This window comes from Brevundimonas sp. TSRC1-1 (genome assembly GCF_049898245.1).
Lineage (GTDB): Bacteria > Pseudomonadota > Alphaproteobacteria > Caulobacterales > Caulobacteraceae > Brevundimonas > Brevundimonas mediterranea_A.
The window spans coordinates 533712-551580 of sequence record NZ_JAFCXI010000001.1 but is presented as its reverse complement, the minus strand read 5'-3'; the positions used below and the strand labels follow the sequence as shown (position 1 = coordinate 551580).

General features: G+C 64.1%; 15 protein-coding genes. 10 read left to right on the top strand and 5 right to left on the bottom strand.

The window, feature by feature from the left end; genetic code table 11:
- Positions 1-219 precede the first annotated feature (219 nt).
- Together ACP7CK_RS02755 and mobC are read right to left on the bottom strand one after the other, a co-directional pair.
- Positions 220-1233, bottom strand: a complete 1014-nt coding sequence (locus ACP7CK_RS02755; protein ID WP_426025058.1) for a relaxase/mobilization nuclease domain-containing protein — start codon at positions 1231-1233, stop codon at positions 220-222.
- Positions 1233-1751: a plasmid mobilization relaxosome protein MobC gene (mobC, locus tag ACP7CK_RS02750; protein WP_426025057.1), complete on the bottom strand. Its 519-nt coding sequence runs from the start codon at positions 1749-1751 to the stop codon at positions 1233-1235. The genes ACP7CK_RS02755 and mobC overlap by 1 nt, the downstream gene beginning before the upstream one ends.
- 231 nt (positions 1752-1982) lie before the next feature.
- Here mobC and ACP7CK_RS02745 point away from each other — a divergent pair, with 231 nt between their 5' ends.
- Complete coding sequence (locus ACP7CK_RS02745; protein ID WP_426025056.1) at positions 1983-2855, top strand: SDR family NAD(P)-dependent oxidoreductase; 873 nt, start codon at positions 1983-1985, stop codon at positions 2853-2855.
- 19 nt (positions 2856-2874) lie between these two features.
- Here ACP7CK_RS02745 and ACP7CK_RS02740 read toward each other — a convergent pair whose 3' ends face one another.
- The 3 genes from ACP7CK_RS02740 to queE all read right to left on the bottom strand — a co-directional run bounded on the left by ACP7CK_RS02740 (position 2875) and on the right by queE (position 5434).
- Positions 2875-3768, bottom strand: coding sequence for an ArdC family protein (locus ACP7CK_RS02740; protein ID WP_426025055.1), 894 nt, complete (start codon positions 3766-3768; stop codon positions 2875-2877).
- A gap of 69 nt (positions 3769-3837) precedes the next feature.
- Positions 3838-4131: a DUF736 domain-containing protein gene (locus ACP7CK_RS02735; RefSeq protein ID WP_426025054.1), complete on the bottom strand. Its 294-nt coding sequence runs from the start codon at positions 4129-4131 to the stop codon at positions 3838-3840.
- 655 nt (positions 4132-4786) lie between these two features.
- Positions 4787-5434, bottom strand: coding sequence for a 7-carboxy-7-deazaguanine synthase (gene queE, locus ACP7CK_RS02730; RefSeq protein WP_426025426.1), 648 nt, complete (start codon positions 5432-5434; stop codon positions 4787-4789).
- Positions 5435-5747: 313 nt separating this feature from the next.
- Between queE and ACP7CK_RS02725 the strand changes: the two genes are divergently transcribed.
- From ACP7CK_RS02725 to ACP7CK_RS02685, 9 genes are all read left to right on the top strand, one after another.
- On the top strand, positions 5748-6518 hold the full coding sequence (locus ACP7CK_RS02725; protein WP_426025053.1) for a hypothetical protein: 771 nt from the start codon (positions 5748-5750) through the stop codon (positions 6516-6518).
- On the top strand, positions 6515-7609 hold the full coding sequence (dbpB, locus tag ACP7CK_RS02720; RefSeq protein WP_426025052.1) for a DGQHR domain-containing protein DpdB: 1095 nt from the start codon (positions 6515-6517) through the stop codon (positions 7607-7609). The genes ACP7CK_RS02725 and dbpB (ACP7CK_RS02720) overlap by 4 nt, the downstream gene beginning before the upstream one ends.
- Complete coding sequence (gene dpdA / locus ACP7CK_RS02715) at positions 7606-8892, top strand: tRNA-guanine transglycosylase DpdA (RefSeq protein ID WP_426025051.1); 1287 nt, start codon at positions 7606-7608, stop codon at positions 8890-8892. Before dbpB (ACP7CK_RS02720) ends, dpdA begins: the two co-directional genes overlap by 4 nt.
- Complete coding sequence (gene dbpB, locus ACP7CK_RS02710; protein ID WP_426025050.1) at positions 8889-9977, top strand: DGQHR domain-containing protein DpdB; 1089 nt, start codon at positions 8889-8891, stop codon at positions 9975-9977. Before dpdA ends, dbpB (ACP7CK_RS02710) begins: the two co-directional genes overlap by 4 nt.
- 47 nt (positions 9978-10024) lie before the next feature.
- On the top strand, positions 10025-10393 hold the full coding sequence (locus ACP7CK_RS02705; protein ID WP_426025049.1) for a 6-pyruvoyl trahydropterin synthase family protein: 369 nt from the start codon (positions 10025-10027) through the stop codon (positions 10391-10393).
- A complete protein-coding gene (gene queC / locus ACP7CK_RS02700) occupies positions 10390-11085 on the top strand; it encodes a 7-cyano-7-deazaguanine synthase QueC (RefSeq protein ID WP_426025048.1) in 696 nt (231 codons plus the stop codon). Before ACP7CK_RS02705 ends, queC begins: the two co-directional genes overlap by 4 nt.
- 178 nt (positions 11086-11263) lie before the next feature.
- Positions 11264-13750, top strand: a complete 2487-nt coding sequence (locus ACP7CK_RS02695; protein WP_219354456.1) for a DEAD/DEAH box helicase — start codon at positions 11264-11266, stop codon at positions 13748-13750.
- Positions 13747-14619, top strand: a complete 873-nt coding sequence (locus ACP7CK_RS02690; protein WP_426025047.1) for a hypothetical protein — start codon at positions 13747-13749, stop codon at positions 14617-14619. Before ACP7CK_RS02695 ends, ACP7CK_RS02690 begins: the two co-directional genes overlap by 4 nt.
- Entirely contained in the window at positions 14616-17867 is a 3252-nt protein-coding gene (locus ACP7CK_RS02685; RefSeq protein WP_426025046.1) for a hypothetical protein, read from the top strand. The genes ACP7CK_RS02690 and ACP7CK_RS02685 overlap by 4 nt, the downstream gene beginning before the upstream one ends.
- Positions 17868-17869 lie beyond the last annotated feature (2 nt).

The following is a 17869-nucleotide window of genomic DNA, read 5'->3' as shown; positions in this document are numbered from 1 at the left end:
GCAGCTCAAGCCTTCACCGCCCGGTTCTGGACGGTCGTGGCTATGGGGCGATAGCGAACATTGAGTCGAAACGCCGTCCGAACGTCCGCTTCCGGGCGAACAGGGAACGACCGGTCTTGGCGCAAGTCAGACTCTTCGGGTGGCGTTGGTCCAAGTCCCCTCAGCTCTGCCAGGTGGATGTCCGCAGCGAAAATCCGCTCGTCAGACCTTGCCGTCCTCTCACCGCCGGCGGGTCGGTTCGCGGTCTTTGATCGTCGCTTTGACGGCTCGGCCTTCGATCTCTTTGGCCAACGCCTCCCGTCTGGTCTCAACCGGCGGCATGGTCTTGACGAAGGCCTCGAGGGTCTTGGCTAGGCGCTGATCCTCAGTGTCCGGCGATCGCGATAGCGCCACAGCTTGGGCGACGAAATATTTCCGCACCGCCACCTGCCGCTCCCGACTTGGCGCGATCCACGGCTGCCGGCGTGCTTGATCGAGCGCCGCTCTGACCGCGCCAATATCCGCCTTCGACGGCGCCCCCTGCCCCGTGTCGAAACGCTCCCGCATCCGCAGCACCGCGCCGATCTCCGCCTTGCGAACCACGCCCCGCGCCCGTCGCGGCGTCGCCTCCGCTTCCACGCCGCGATCGCGAAGCACGGCCGCGAAGGTCTGGCGCCATTGCTCCAGGTCCGCCTTTCTCGGGTTCAGTTTTCGTCCGTCGTGGCCAAGCGTGCGAACCGTCAGATGGACATGCGGATGACGTTCGTCGGTGTGGAAGGCGAAGACGTAAGGGTGTGTCTCGCCGAAGGTCCGCGCCGCGAACGCGCGGGATGCATCGTGCATCCGGAAGGGATCGGTTCCCGGCGGCATGCTGAGCACGATCGACAGACTCACGGACGCGTCCTTCCGCCTCCTGGGATCGGCCTCTACCTCCGCCATCCAGTCGGTCGCCAGCGCTTTCACCGCGTCGCGCGTCTCTAGCCGTTCTCCGTCAGGGCCCTCGAGTGGGAGGGCGGCGTTGCGAGAGATGTAGGCCAGATGGGCCGCGAGATGACCGCCGTCTTTCGTCCGCCCCGTGATCTTGACCATTACCTCCGGGACCCGTCGCGCGATCCGATCCAGACGCGCTCGCGGGGCCATGTCTGCGCGCGAGCGCGAGGTCACGGTCCCATGATCGGTGATCCTCGCGCGCTTGGGCCGGACGGGCGGTCGGATCGCCTCCTCGAACCCACGTACCTGAATGAAGTCCGCCATCAGCGATCCGACCAGTAGTCGAGATTGCATCGGAAGGCGGCCTGGAGCTCGGACAGATGGCCACGGATTTCCGTCGCGAAAGCGTCGAGCTGGGCGACTTCCAAAGCCAGCACCTGGCCTTCGAGAACTGCTGTGTTCAGGGCCCGAGCGATCTGGTTGACGTTGACCCCGATCCGCCGAAGCTCGCGCTGGACGCCGATGAAAACGACCGAGTCTGAAGGCGTCAGCTGGGGCCGACCATGGAGCCGGCGTCGGATCAGAGCGACCGCCCACTGGGTACGAGACAGGCCCGCATGGGCTGCGGCAGCCTCCAGCACGGCCAAGTCGTCGACGCCCAGCCTCAGGGTCAGCTTGCCGCTTGAAGGACTGATAGACGGCGTCTCGGCCGCAGGAAGGCTGGCCTGGGCCGCGCCCTCGATCAGCCGACGCAGCAGACGGGACCGACCGCCGTGACCGGCCGCCGCCGCATCGAAACGGCGGGCCAGGTCGGGCGGGAGGCGAACGGTGAGGCGGTCCATGAGGGCGGTCGTTTGTCTGACAATGCCGGCGCAAAGCCTATCCTGCCCTAGACCGTCACACCCTTCGCCCCGTAGGCCTCCGGTGCGACCCGCCCTCCCCTCGGCGACCGAAGCCGGCCGCTCGCCCGCCGCCCAACGGCGCCCCAGCCTGGCGGGTTCGACCCTCTCGCCTTGCTCCGAATCTTGGTGTCCGTCATCGATGAGGCGCCCCACATTCCGCCGGAGACCGCCATGCCTCACGCCGCCTTACAGCCTGGCGCCGTCGCCGTGATCACCGGTGGCGCATCCGGCATCGGTCTCGCCGCCGCGCGCCGGTTCGCTGCGCTCGGGCTCACCGTCTGCATCGCAGACCTGGGAGCCGACCGCCTCGAACAGGCCGTCCGCACGATCCGGTCCGAGGCCGTCATGGGCGCCGATGTCATCGCGATCGAGACGGATGTCTCCGATCGCGCCGCACTCGAGAACCTCGAACGCTCGGTTGCCGGTCGCCTCGGCGGCACCGACGTCCTGATGAACAACGCCGCCATCCAGATCGCGACCGACGCCATCGGGTCCGGCGAAGATTGGCGCCGGCTGATGGCGGTCAATCTATGGGGCGTCATAGACGGCAGCCAGGTCTTCGCGCCGAACATGATCGCGCGTGCCAGACCCGGCCTCATCATCAACACGGGCTCGAAACAGGGCATCACCACCCCACCCGGAAACCCGGCCTACAATGTCTCCAAGGCCGGGGTGAAGACCTATACCGAAGCGCTCGAACATCAGCTTCGCAATACACGGGACTGCCATGTCTCGGCGCACCTGCTGATCCCCGGCTATGTCTTCACGGGTCTGACAGCCGGTGGACGGACGGAGAAGCCGGCCGCCGCATGGAGCGCCGAACAGACCGTGGACTTCATGCTGGAGCGGCTGACGTTCGGCGACTTCTACATCCTGTGTCCAGACAACGATGTCCATCGCGAGCTCGACGAGAAGCGCATCGCCTGGGCCGCCGGCGACATCATCAACAACCGACCGCCGCTCTCGCGTTGGCATCCGGAATACACGGCGCTCTTCGAAGCCTTCGTCGCCGGCGACAGCGAGGATCAGGGGCGCGACGCCTGAGCGTCGCGCCCCTGACGGCTCAGGCCGATCCGGGTTGCAGACCGTGGAGATGATCAACCGCCCTCTGGGCATGGGCGGCGGCGGAGACGATGAAGCGCTTGTCGTTGCGCAACACCTGCAGCCACGACGCCAGATAGGAGGCGTGGTCCTCCCGAGGTTCGAGGGCGAGACCCAGGTCAGCGCAGAGGAAGGCGGCGCCGAGTTCGGCGACCAGCTCTTCGCGCGCGTATCCTTCGTCACCATGACGTTGCCGACCGAAGTAGCGATCCAGGCGGCTGGAGTGCCGGGTCCAATGGGTCATCTCGTGACCGAGGGTGGCGTAGTAGCTCTCGGCGTCACGGAAGCTTTCGAAGGGCGGCATCTGCACGATGTCTGGCCCCGGCGCGTAATAGGCCATTCCGCCGCCATGGCGGATGTCGGCCCGACACGATGCGAAGAAGGCCTCGGCCTCGGTGATCCGTACCTCCGGATTGATCGCGGGCTGCGGTTGCGGGACATACCGTTCGGGCAGGTCCTCGATCTGGTCGATATTGAAGACCGTATAGGCCTTGAGCAACGGAATGCGGCTGGTCGCCTCCTCGCCGGCATCTGACGTCTCCGTTCGGACCAGCGTGTTGGCGTAGACGACAGTGGATCCGCGTTCTCCCTTTCGGACGTGCCCTCCGAGGGCGAGCGCCTGGCGGAAGGTCATCCAGGTCGGGGCGGTGAAGCCCCGGACGGCGGCCTCCGACCAGAGGAGCAGGATGTTGATGCCGTTGTAGGGCGTCCCGTCGTGGCGCAGCGGACGGCTGACCTTGCCGTCGGAAGTCCAGGGCTGGATCCAGGGGCGGACCCCGGCTTCGAGCTGGGCGAGGATTTGGTTGGTGATGCGGGTGTGGATGTCGGGGCGTGCGGGTTCGTTCGGGCGCGTCATGGCGGCCTCCTCGAAGATGGCGATGGAAGGAAGGGCGGCGGCGCGCGGGGCGCGCCGCCGCAGGTTCGATCAGCGGGACCAGATCAGGCTGTGACCGTCGTCCGTCTCGACCAGGGAAGCGTAGATCGGCGCCGGGAAGCTGGGATCGTCGAGCTTGACCGAAAGGTAGTCGCGGTTCTGCTGGCTCGTCTTCTTCCAGGCGGCGCCGAACTCGGTCTGGCCGGAGAAGATGCGATAGTCGGGGGCCTTCTCGTCCGTCTTGTCGTTGGGACGCAGTTGCGCGGCCTTGACGTTGAGGGTGAGGGTCTTGATCGAGCCGGTGTAGCCGTCGCCTTGTTGGGTGAAGGTGCCGATGGTGGCCATGGTAGTCTCTCCTTGCTGGTTTCGGGCCACGCCTGCCGCGGCCTCGATGGCGATCGACAGGCCGGAGCCCGGGCGACCCGCAGGGCGAGCGCAGCGAGACCCCGCAGCGTCAGCGAAGGACCGACGAGGGAGAGTTTCTTGTTTCGCGAGGAAGGCCGAAGGCCGGGGAAGAAACTCGCCCGACCGGTTGCGGAAGTCGGCCGGGCTTCGGCCAGATCAAGCCCATTGAGAGGCCGCGCAAGGACGAGGCGTGACGCAGGGAGACGTTTGGCGACTTCGGTCGCCCCACACGCTGCGGCTTCCCCCCGCTTCAAACCCGACATTCGAACGGACGCCGCGCGCCTCCCTGGCCCAACACGGATGAAGCCCCCAGACCTCGCCTCTTCCCCAGACCCCGTCGCCGCAGGATCAAAACGCCCGCGAACCGCTCCGCCCAACGCTCAATCCGCATGCTGGCGTCGCCGTACCGAACGCTTGCACGGACGCGCCGGCGCCACGACCCAACTGCATGCCGCAGATCGATCCTGCGGCGGCGCGCCCCGCGCGCCGCCGTCAACCGCCCTCCGCACGAGGATCCTGGTCGCTGAACCGTCTTGATCCGCCCATCGTCGATGGGTACTGCGCCACTCCGCCCGATGTTCACCGGATCGCCCGCTTAGCGAACTCCAATATATTTGTGGGTCTGGACGCTGAGCCGCCACTGCGGAAAATTTAAGCAGTATTCAATGGCGGCGGCGGTGTTAGCGGCATGATCCGGACCATCCATGGGCTGAAGCCAGAAGCGTTCAAAGGCTAGGTGTTCGAACTTTGCCGGCATGGCCTTGTCCTGAGGAAAGACGAGCTTGAGTTCTTGACCAGAGGTTTGGACTACGGGCGCATCAGCCTTCGGGCTGATGCAAATCCAGTCGATGCCCTCAGGTGCAGTGATCGTGCCGTTGCTTTCGATCGCGATCTCGAACCCTCGCGCGTGCAAGGCGTCGATCAGCGACCTATCCAACTGGAGCAAAGGCTCCCCGCCAGTGCAGACTACCAAACGTGGATCGCCCGCTCGTCCGCGCCACATCGCTTGAACATGGTCTGCCAGGGCTTCGGCAGTCCTGAACCTTCCACCACCGTCGCCTTCCACACCCACGAAATCCGTGTCGCAGAAGGTACAGATTGCCCTGGCGCGGTCACGCTCGCGTCCGCTCCAGAGATTGCAGCCCGCAAAGCGAAGGAAAACAGCAGACCGACCCGCCTGGCCGCCTTCGCCCTGCAAAGTCAGGAATATTTCCTTTGCTGAGTACGTTTTTGCGAACTGCACTAAGCCTGACACGCCGTTTCTCCACGAATCGGAGGAGCATAACTCCGGCCGGAGGCGCCCACTCGCAGGCATCACATCACAGTTTTTGGTGGATTTCACGCAGACCGAGTGAGAAACTACGCTCCTTATTGCAGCTCGCGCTCAAAAAACTGTAGCGAGATCGGGCGTGAATGTCGGAAAAACAGTGCCTCTCGTAATCACCTGCTGCACCAAAAGAAAACGAGGCTCGACAAACCCGAACCTTCGGGCTCGGCTGTTGGACGCCGGAAGCGCTAGTGAAGTTGCGTCTTCTTGGTCGCTACGAGTGGGCGGCGTGCCGCCCGAAATGCGGGCACGCGACCTTTATGCGGGGCGCGGTCACGTCGAAGCGCTGCGAACAGCCGAGCATGTCCACGGACAACTCGCCATCATTTCCGCAGGCCTCGGCCTCGTAGACGGCGACACATCGGTCCCGGTCTATAGCTTGACGACCAGCAGCAGGGACCCTGACGATGTCAGGCTAAAAACCGCCTCTGATAGGCCCGCGTGGTGGGCCGCAATCCAACAGGTCTCGCCTTTTCCCACGGTGCGGCCTCAGCACACTGACGGCTTAATCCTGGCCGCCGTGTCGTCGGCGTATCTGGACATGATCGCCACGGAGTGGAGCCAATGGCCCAGCACTCAGCTTTTGCGCCTACGCCTATTCTCCAAGGCGCCGCCTGCCGGGTTAGCGGCAAAGCTGCTCTCGGCCTGGATGCCATACGACGATCGGTTAGATGACGTCGCATCCGGCTTAGCCGGCACGCAAGGCGATTTCGCGCAGCGCGCCATGCGACATTTTGCGACGACGATAACTTCTGGTTCGCCTGACGACGACGCCGCTGCCGTTCGGGCCGTCCTCGAACCGATCCCCCATCGCGCCAAGCCGGTTAATCAACGGCTGGAGAGTTCGGCGATCAAGGTGGCTATTCGTCGGGATTGGGAGATCGCGCGCGGGCAGTCATCGATCATGTTGCGGCACCTTCGCGACACCCTGGGCCTTGCCTGCGAACAAGGTCGATTCAAGACACTGTTCAATGAGGTGAAGGCGGAGACTTCTTCGTGACCCGGATCACCTTGCGCGCCTTGCGCACCCGCCAAGGTGCCGACGTTGATGTCTACGCCTTCTTCGTCCCTGGCAATCAGATAGCGGAGATCGCGGATATCAGCCGGCTTCGACGGGCCGATGGACATCTGGAAGGATTCCAGCGCCGTGAGATCAAGACTCACGTGGCTGAGATCGCGGAGTTTCTCCGAGCGGGCCCTGCCCTCTTCCCGAACGCTATCATTCTCGCTCTCTCATCAGATGTCCGGTTCAAGTCTTCGCGCGGCCCTGCAGGCGAAGACGACAAGGTGCGCAGCGGCGAGCTAATCCTACCCGTACGCCCGGCGGGACAACGCGCGGCGTGGATTGTGGACGGACAGCAGCGCTCCTTGGCGCTTGCCAAGGCCGACTGTGGAGACCTGTTGGTCCCGGTGATCGCGTTCCAGTCCGATGATGTCGCTGCCCAGCGCGAGCAGTTCATCCTCGTCAATAAGGCTAAGCCGCTGTCGGCGCGCCTGATCGACGAACTGCTCCCGGAGATGGGCGTGAACCTCCCGCGCTCTCTGAAGCCGAGACAGGCGCCGAGCGAACTCTGCACGGCGCTCAACGAAGATCCAGCCTCGCCCTTCTTCGGCCTAATCAAACGCGAATCTCTGGCCGGTTCCGCGACCAGCATTGTCGCCGACAGCGCTCTGTCCAAAGCAATCCGTCAGAACCTCCGCCCCGGCGGAGCGCTAGGTGCATATGACGGCGACGGCGGCTTGGACGCCGCCTACCAAGCGCTCGTGACCTACTGGAGCGCCGTCCGGGACGTGTTCCCAGACGCCTGGGGCAAGCCATCGACGGATAGCCGACTAATGCACGCGGCGGGTATTCAGGTCATGGCGGCTCTAATGGATCCGATCTGGACTCGGGCGGACGCGACGGCAAACCCCGCCGAAGCTGTCGCGACCGCTCTAGCGCGTCTGGCGCCGCGCTGCTGCTGGGTGGACGGGACGTGGGAAGACTTGAACTGGCCGTGGAACGAGGTGCAGGCAACGCCCAAACACCTCAAGGGACTGACCGACCTTCTTCTCAAACTGGATCGTGACCTGTCGAGACCGGCGCGATGAAGTTCATTTTCGCGGACAGCCTCGACTTTGTCGATCCCGGGTACGACTTCCTCAACGACCGCAACTCGCCGGGGCGAAAACCCTACTGGGACGACGCCTATCCTCACGAGATCCTGGGATACGCGCCCTATCACGGCATGCTGGTGTCTCGCGGGATAGTCGGCGACGGCCCGGTGAAGGGCAAATACACTGATGCCCAAGCGATGCGGTTCCGCCGGGTGGGAGCGCGCGAGTTTCTGCGCCTCAACAAGCCTGAGTTCGCGAACCTCGCCCTGTTCGGTGACTGCGGTGCCTTCACCTACGTCAAGGAAGACACGCCGCCCTATACGCCCGTAGATACAATGGAGTTCTACGACGATTGCGGGTTCACCCACGGCTGTTCAGTAGACCACATTATATTCGATTTCGACGAGACGGTGACCGGTCTAGACGGAGGAAGCCAAGAGGCCCTGCGCCGGTTCGAGATCACGCTTGAGAACGCCGACGCCTTCCTCGCCGAGGCGCGTCAGGTGGGGCGATTCACCCCCATGGGGGTCATCCAGGGCTGGTCGCCGACCAGCATGGCTGAGGCCGCCCGACGGCTCGTTGCAATGGGTTACGACTATCTGGCGATCGGGGGCATGGTTCCCCTGAAGTCCGAACAGATCAAACGCTGCCTCACCGCCATTCGCGACGTTGTCCCGGCCTCGACCCGCCTGCACATCCTCGGCTTCGCCAAGGCCAATGACATCCACGAGTTTGCGCCGTTCAACGTCACAAGCATCGACACCACCTCCCCTCTGTTGCGGGCCTTCAAGGATGACAAGCAAAACTACTGGCTGGGGGACGGCCCTAACCTGACTTATTACACGGCGATCCGCGTGCCTCAGGCGATTGAGAATCCGCGCTTGCAGGCCCACGTCCGGCAGGGGGATTTCAAGGCCGAAGTCCTTACCCGTCTCGAGACTGACGCGCTTGCGGCCTTGCGGGCCTATGACCACGACGGCCAAGACCTCGAAGGCGTGCTTGAGAGAGTCCTGGCATACAACGCCGTCCTCGCGACGGGCCAAGCCTATGAGAAGGTGCGCGATCACCCGATCATGGAGAAACTGCGGGGCCGATACCGGACCACCTTGGCCGACAAGCCCTGGCGAAAGTGCGACTGCCGCATCTGTCGCGACGTCGGCATTGAGGTGATGATCTTCCGCGCCAGCAATCGCAACAAGCGCCGCGGCATCCATAACCTGGCGGCCTTTAAGACCGTCGTCGACGCCCTGCCGTCGAACCAAAACGAGACCCTATGACGAGCCTGACCTTCCTGGCCGCCCGCGCGCGCCAGAGCCCCGAACATGACGTCCTGACCTTCGCGGCGACCGCAAGCGAGGTTCTGAAGTTCGCCGAGATCGACCGAGTGGGGCGTGACGAGTCGGGCACGCTTAGCGGTTTCCAGCGTCCCCAGATCGCCGGACACATTCGGGAAATCCGCGACTATCTGGAGACCCCTGGCGCCATTTTGCCGAACGCCATCGTCGTCGGCTTCACCCAAGGTGTCATCGTCGAGGAGATTGATCACGGCATCTGCCGCGTTACTATCGATCTAGAGGAGGGACCCAAGGGCCTTGTCGTCGACGGCCAGCAGCGTTTGACCGCACTCAGCCTGACGTCACGCCAGGACTTCCAACTCTTCGTCTCCCTGATGCTGTGCCGGGACGAGGCGGAACTCCGACGCCAGTTTGTTCTTGTGAACAACACCCGCCCCCTACCCAAGTCCCTGATCTATGAATTACTGCCCACGGTCGACGGCCTGCCGGACAGGATGCAGAGCAGGCAACTAGCAGCCAAGCTCACTGACCGCCTGAACCACAATAAGTCCTCATCCCTCCAAGGCCTCATCCACCTGCACACCAACCCGGCGGGAGTCATCAAGGATACCGCCATCCAGAAGGTTCTGATGAACTCCCTTAGTGACGGGATCATGCGGGCGATGGTCGCTGAGCCCAACGGGGAGCGTCAGTGCTTCGACCTGACCAGCGAGTTCTACAAGGCGGTGAAGATGACCTTCTCGCCAGACTGGTTCGGTCACAAAGCGTCCACCTCGCGACTCGTCGGCGGAGCAGGCATTCAGGCGCTGGGTTTTGTGATGGAGACCCTTGCCCAATTCGACGGAGCCCGGACCTGGAGCGAGTTCCAGAAGGGACTGGCCTGCCTGGAGGGCCAGACGGCATGGACCTCGGGACATTGGGACTTCGGGAATGGGGACGTCCGTTACTGGAAGGCCATCAATGTCACTGGCGGCGATGTCACCGCCCTCGCCCGATATCTCGACGGGATTGTCCGCCGCGACGTCAGGGCTCGACGCAGTCGGCTTCTAGAGTCCGTTGACGCCTAACCTTCTGCCGCGATTCCGGCGACTCATGATCTTCTCGGGTCCAGCCCATGTATGAACTGACCAAACAATTCCGGTTCGACGCCGCTCACACCCTCGAACGTGAGATCGAGACCGAGGGCAGCCGGCGGATTCACGGCCACTCTTATCGCGCCGAGGTCACCCTCAGGGGTCGACCGGATCCGGACACGGGGATGATTATCGACACCGGCCTGCTGGCCCGGAAGCTTGAACAGGCCCGGGAAGCCTTGGACCATCGCTTCCTCGATGAGATCAACGACCTCGGCCCCGGGACGATGGAGAATCTCTGTGCCTACATCTGGCGCAAGCTAGAGGATGAGGTCTCCAACCTCCACAGCGTGGCTGTGCTCCGCGACTCTACGGAGGAGCGCGTTACCTATTTCGGGGAGGCAGCGTGAGCGGCGCACTGGTCCTGTTCTCGGGCGGGCAGGACTCCGCAACCTGTCTGGCCTGGGCGCTTGATCGATACGACCATGTCGAGACCATCGGGTTTGACTACGGTCAGCGCCACCGCGCCGAACTGAGCGTGCGCCAGACAGTCATGCAGGGGCTTCAAGCCTTTCCCGCGTGGGCCGGAAAGCTGGGTGAAGATCGCGTCCTCGACCTCGGCATATTGGGCCAGATCAGCGAGACCGCGCTGACGCAGGACATGGAAATCCAGACAATGGCGTCGGGGCTACCCAACACCTTTATACCTGGGCGCAACCTCCTCTTTCTCACCTTCGCCGCGACTGTCGCCTATCGTCGGGGCCTCAAGCATATCGTGACGGGCGTCTGTGAGACCGATTACTCCGGCTACCCCGACTGCCGGGACGACACGATCAAGGCGCTTCAGGTCGCGCTCAACCTGGGTATGGAGACGCGGCTGGTCCTCGAGACGCCATTGATGTGGATTGATAAGGCTCAGACCTGGGCTCTGGCCGACCGCTTGGGCGGCCGAGACCTCGTCGAGTTGATTCGGTCCGAAACCCTGACCTGCTACAAGGGCGCGACCGAAACCCTGAATCCCTGGGGGCGTGGCTGCGGGGAGTGCCCCGCCTGCGATCTGCGCCGAAGCGGCTTTGACCGATGGCGGAAGACCTCCGCCTGATTCATCCAACGGTCTTTACTTGGCATGAATTGCCAACGCTGGGTTGCTGCGCTTTGATGCCCCCCAGGGGGAGTTTGAGTGCAGGGTCAGCAGTTCGAGGTCGCGAACCGGCTCATGGGTCGCGAGCGCTTCTCCTTTCGACGCCACGATGGCGTTTGCCTGGGTCGGAGCGTGCCCAATGGCTGATGCCTGGCTTCAGGAGACCCTTGAGACGACGAAAACGCGCTACTTGGCTGCGAGAACGCCTGCGGATCGCATGGTCTTGCTGCGGGAACTGGCGCGCTTGAGTGGCGGCCGAGCTCTGCCCCCCGCTCAGCTTATGCCGTCCGAGACGGAGACATTGGCCCGGTTCGGTCTTGCAGCCACAGCTGATGGCGCAATCCGAATTGTCGATGAAGACCTTTCGGACATCGCGCCCGGCTTGGACGCCGCTCTCAGGATCGATGCTTCGCCCCGGGGCGGTGTTTCGCCGGCTCCCTCGGACGCCGTCCTGCTGCGCTTGACGCCTCACGATCGTTATCGGAGCCGGGCTCAGAAGTCCGCTATTCAAACAGCGCTGACGGCCCCCGACGGAAGCTCCCTGATGGTTTCGATGCCGACGGGGGCCGGCAAGAGTCTTCTGTTCCAAGCTCCGGTCCTCTTGTGGCGGGAGAGCGTTCCCGGAGCCTGCGCCGTGGTCATCGTGCCGACCATCGCGCTGGCGGAAGATCATGAACGCACTTTGCGGGGCATGCCTGGCCTGGAGGCCAGTCGGGCGATGAGCGGATCGACGCCCCTGGCGCAGCGCGAGGAAATCCTCGCGAACTTCCGCAATGGCGACATTCCGATCCTCTTGCTGTCGCCTGAAGCCGCCTTCGGCGCCGCCCGGCCCGATCTCCTGCAAACTGCGTGCGCCCTTTCCGCGCCGGAGAAGTATGGCCAGAGAGGTCTCCTCTCGGCCGTATTCGTCGACGAAGCTCATATCATCGAGAGTTGGGGCCGAAGTTTTCGCCCGGACTTCCAACGACTTCCCGCGTTCATCGGCGAGTTGCGCACGCGCAATCCAGCTCTGCGCACCGTTCTCCTCTCGGCGACCCTAACTCCCGCCTCCCAATCCGTTCTGCGCGCCGACTACGGCTCGGGACCCTGGGGCGAGATCCATGCGCGCACGCCACGCTATCAGTTCGATCTTTCCGCAGCGGATTTCAGTGATCAATCGGAGCGGGACGCGGCCCTGTATCGCTTGATTGACCGGGCGCCGCGACCCGCCGTTGTCTACACAACGCGGGTCGAGGACGCCGACAGGCTCCACGACCGCCTGACGCAGGAAGGCGGGTACGAGCGCGTCGCGCTGTTCACGGGTGCGATATCCGATGCAAAGGCTCGCCGCGAGATCGTCGAACGCTGGGCGGCCGGCGACCTTGATCTTGTGATCGCCACCTCCGCTTTTGGCCTGGGCGTCGACAAGGCCGACGTTCGAACGGTCATCCACGCCTGCCTCCCTGAAAGCGCAGCGCGTTGGTATCAAGAGGTGGGGCGAGCGGCGCGCGATGGCTACCAGGGCCTGGGCGTCACCCTCTGGACCCGAAAAATGGACCGGGCAGGACCCCGGGGCCGCTCAGTCGACGAGGTCGGCCGCTACGAGTCGGACGAAGACGATGCCGCGTCGATGGCGGGAAATGGCTGGTTGTCGGCCGAACTCGCTGAAGCGCGATGGATCGCCCTGCTGAAGGGCGCCATCAGCGACGGCAGGGATTCGCACGGCGCATTGCGCCTCGTTCTCCCGCTCGACGCCGCACGGGACGGTCTGGATCCGCGCTACACTGGTGAGCGGAACCGCGGCTGGAACCGCAGCTTGCTGAACCTCATGCAACGCCAGAGCGTGCTGACCATCGAAGCCGAGGCCCCGCGCGAGGACGAGACGCCCAAGCATTGGCGCGCAACGATCCTGCGGGATGAAGTGCTGAACCCTCAAGATGCATCGGCTTGGTCACAGGCCTGGGCGCGGATTTTCGCGGGTCGCGACCAGGAAGCGAGCCGCGCCCGCGCCGAGCTACGGGCCTTCGTGACGGCGATGCAGCGACAGGATCGCGACTGCCTTCTTCGGTCCGCCTACCGTCTCATTGAACCTGACGCTGCGCCGGTTGCATGCGGTCGCTGCGAAGCCTGCCGGCGACAGGGCGTTTCGCCTCCAGGCGGCTTGCGTTCAGATGTTGCGCGCTTCGCCTGGCCGCCCGCCGAGACGCTGCGTCCGATCCTCCCACGAGGGGTGATCCTGGTCGCGCCTGAGGGGTCACAGGACCGCCTCATCGGCCGCCTGGCCCGCGTCGGGATCGAGCAGATCGTGGCGCCTGAGGCTGAGGCGCCAGATATCGCCGCGGCCTTGGCGGCCCATCCGGTTCAATATGGTTTCGTTCAGCCCGCCGAGGACTGGCTGCGACGTGACGGCGTGCTTCCAGATCTCCCGACCGCCTTCCTGCCGCCGGCCCTGTCAACACTCGGTCCATGGGTCCGGGAGCTTGAGCGTTTGGCAAACGCTCGCCCCCACCAACATCTGATCCTGGTTGCAGATCCGGCCTCGCGGGTTGACGGTCGGGCGCTCCACCAGATCGCCTCTCAACACGCACCCTACGACGAAGCCATCCTCGACGAGTTTTTCGTCGCCTTCCAAGGAACGGGCATATGAGCCTTCTAAGCAGCACCCAAGGTACGCCGGAGCGAGTTTGGTCCGCGATCGGGATTGTTGCGGCCGAAGGCGGACGGATCGGTCGCGACGATCTCTGGACGTGGTTGAACCCCGCCTTCGTCACCGATGGTGTTGCGCGTCCCATCGGCGGTGAAGCCGAGCGCCAGGTGATCGGCGCCGCGTCCAGCCTCGACTTCCTCAAGCCCGAAGCGACCGACTATGTCCTCGCCGCGCCACCCCTCGCTGACTATGAGGCCTATGCTGACGAGGTGCATGATCGCCTCTGCCAAACTTCCTCAGACCATCCTGACCATGTCATGCTCGAGACCTTCGCCTGGCTTGGTCTCAAGGCGGAAAGTTCCGGCACGGACTGGGCGGCCGCAGGTGACTTTGCAGACCGGGTTGAAGCGGACCTCGGGAACGCTGAAACCGGAGACGCCAGACGGTTCAATGACACCAAACAAACCGCTTGGAGACGCTGGATGGGCTTTCTGGGCCTGGCCGTTCAACTGCCCGTGCGGTTGAGCTTCCACCCTGACGTAACACGTCGGGTCGATATCGAACTGCGTCGCGCCGCGCTCCCCACCGGCGTCCCCCTGCCCGTTGAGACCGTCCTGCAGACTTTGGCGCAGCGCATGCCCTATCTGGATCGCGGCGCACTGCGTGCGCGGGTCGCTGCCACGGCGTCCCTCAAGGACGACCCCAAGCGCCTGTCTCACCTGCTCAGCGCGGCTCTACGCGAACTGCACGACGAGGGACGCATCGAACTGGACCGCCGCGGAGACGCGACCGGCTATATCGACCTCGCCCCGGATCCCTTTCACGAAGTGAAGTCGGTGCTCACCGTCAAGCTCATGGCGGCCTCATGAGTAATCTCCACGACACGCCCTGCTGGACGCATGCGAATGCAGACGCGATCCTGCAGACGCAGGCGCTCGCTGCCGAGGAGGCCATCTTCCTGGCCACCCACACCCCCGTCCGGGACTTCGAAGCGACGTCTGAGAAATTCGACCTGGAGGCAGCCACCCAAGAGGGATTGCTCAAGACACTGTCGAACCCAACCCGGCGCCACGCCTTCTGCGTCGTTCAAGGCGAACCCGGATCGGGCAAGTCGCACCTGATCCGGTGGCTGGAAGTCAACTGGCCGGCTGAGCGGGACTTCTGCCTACTCATCCAGCGGGCGGACGGTTCGCTGCTCGGCGCGCTGAGGCAACTGAAGGCCAAGCTTCCGACCGAGTTGGGTTATCTCTTCGATGGTCTGGGCCAGAGACATGCGGCCGGTTTGGAGGGGCGCGCCTTTCAATTCCTGACCACCTTGGGCGCCATGTTGGCCCCCAACTATTTCGACGCGCCGCCCGAGGACATCGAGTGGTGTCGCGATCATGAGCCCGACAAGCTGATCCTGTCGGCACCCGTGCGTGAGCACTGGAAGGGTCCTGATCGCATCCTTCGAATCATGAGCGGGGGCAAGGACCGCAACTCCGCATCGGCCACCTTTGACATCGCCGATGTGATCGAACTTGGCGAACTCTGGCACGCCCATACTGCGGGTGACTCTGAAAAGGCGCGGCGTCTCGGCATGAAGCTCTCGCTGGAGAGCAGCGTGATCGAGGACGCGCTCGCCCAAGGCTTCTCCATGGAGCAGATCCAGGCCGATCTCGCCGACCAGATCCCCGACATTCTGAAAATGGTGCAGGCCCTGAACGCGCGACGCAATCAAGCTGTCCAAGGCGTCCTCGGCGTTTCGGCCGAGGCTCTGAAGAGGCTCTTTATGGAGTTACGCGCCGAGCTTGCGCGGCAAGACAAGGACAAGTCGGAAAGCGAGCGCCGCCGCCTGGTCCTGCTGCTGGAAGACGTGACGATGTGGGAAGGTCTCGACGACAGCCTGGTCGATGCTCTGGTCGCCGACGCGACCCTGCGGGACGACGGCGACGTGTGTCCGCTGATCTCGGTGATCGGCCTGACGACGGAGTACTATCGGCAACTTAAGACCAACTATCAGCAGCGGATCACACATTCTGTCCGCCTCGGGGTCAGCACTGATGGCCAGTCGCGCGAGATCGCCGCACTGAGCCGTGGGGAGCGGACCCGGTTCGTGGCGCGTTATCTCTCCGCTGTTCGGACCGGGGTCGAAGGCTTGGTCGCCTGGCGGTCCGCCTATCGCGACAACGCCTCATTGGAGCTGCCAAATCCTTGCCAGATGTGCGCTCGGGTCGAGCCTTGTTTCAGCGCCTTTGGACAGACCGATGGCATCGGCCTGTATCCATTCACGCCGGAGGCGGTGGATGGCTTCTATGAGGCTCTCAAGAGCGACGACGACGGCCAGACCCACAAGACGCCCCGAGGGGTGCTTCAGGGCGTTCTCAATCCCACATTGCTCAATCCGGAGAGGCTCAATACGGGCGCATATCCCGGGCCCGAGATCGAGTCGCGCTACCTCGAGCCCCCATTTCTGGACAGCTCGATGCGGACCCTCGTTCACAACAGCACCTCAGATCCTGCGGTCGAAGCCCGCCTCAGCCGAGTGCTACGGTATTGGGGCGACCTTCGTCCGCGCAAGACAGTCGACGACGGCGTCGAGCGTTTCGCGGGCGTTCAGCGCAGCGTTCTTGAAGAGTTCAACCTGCCGTGGATTGGCGATGGTCAGTCGGTGTCTCCGCCTGAGCCGACACCCGCGCCGGTTCGGCTGACGACGCCTGAGCCGGAGATCCAGCCGTTTGATCGACCCACAGAGCCGACGGGGCCCGCGACGGCTCCGCGCGTTCGTCCACCAACACCGCAACCGCGTGCAACGGATCAGCCGAGGCAAGCAACGCGCCAGGAGCTCCAGAAGCTTCTGATGCAACTGGAAACGCTCCGCACGAACGGGGTCGTACCCAACGTGAGTGATTGGAACGGCGCCGTCCACGCGGTGGTCCGCGAGATTGATCCGCGTCGACTGGGCGCGGATCGCCGCACCTTCGAGCAGGTCTTCACGGCATCAAATATCAAGATCGCCGGCACGGGGCAGACGACGAACACCCATTTCGTCATACCGCGAGATCCCTGGCTTATCGAAGGCCTGGAAGCCTACGCCCGCTTGCGTGTCGACGATGAGTTGACCGGCGAGCAAACCGAGTTTCACAGAAGGCGACTGGCTCGCTTCAGCCGCCGCCTTGAGCAACGGGCACGCACGCATCTGGATCGACTTTTGCCTCTAACGACGGATGGCGGCCGATGGTCACCGGTCGCTGCGGCGACCCAGGCGCTGGCTGTCCGCGCCTGGTTGCGTGGCGCGACTTCACCCACGGAGACAAGCGCTGACCAGTGGATCGCACTCCTGAGCGACGAAGGTGACCCCACGACCGCGCCCAGCCAGCGCACCCAACCTTGGCAGGACGCCTTGACCGGGGGCGACAAGCGACATCTGGATGTGCGGCAGGCGCTACGACGCATGATCAGCCTTCCTCAGGGGACCGCGACCACCTTCGGCCTCGCTGACGCCAGCACGGCCGCTCACGCGCTTGCCCATGTCCGCAACACCTTGAGCTTCTCGCCGGGCGTTGAGCCTTCGACGCCTGACCTGCCCTTTGACTGGCGTGATATCCGTCCGATGTCGGACCGAATGGCGCAACACCTGCCCCGCATCGTTCGAGGCGAAACCGAGATTTTGAAGGATCGTGTCAACCGGCTGCTTGGGATGCTTCGCGGCAAGGCGCCACGCGACCATAACGAACGACTGGTGACGCTGATCGATCAGGTCTCTCACGACATGATCGGCAGGGCGACGACGGAGATCAAGGCTTGGGAGGACGAGCGGAGACGCCAGGCCCGCATTCTGGAAACTGAGCAGCACAACAGGCTGATCGAGTTGCTCTGGCGGCTGTCGCCAGAGAGCGGCACGACGCTGCCGACCGGCCCCGAGAGCCTCGCCTGGCTGATTTCGGCGCCTGCCGGCGAACTGTCAGGCGCGCTTGATCTGTTCAACCGGGGCGAGGCGGCCGTCGCCGCCCTCCTGCCCCATGTGCGCGATCTCGTGGACGCCGCCAGCAAGACAGTGAACATCGATGATATTCATGCGGCAGGGCGAACGCTGGCTGAGGCGGCCGAACGCGCCCGCGCACGGTTGGAGGACTGAAA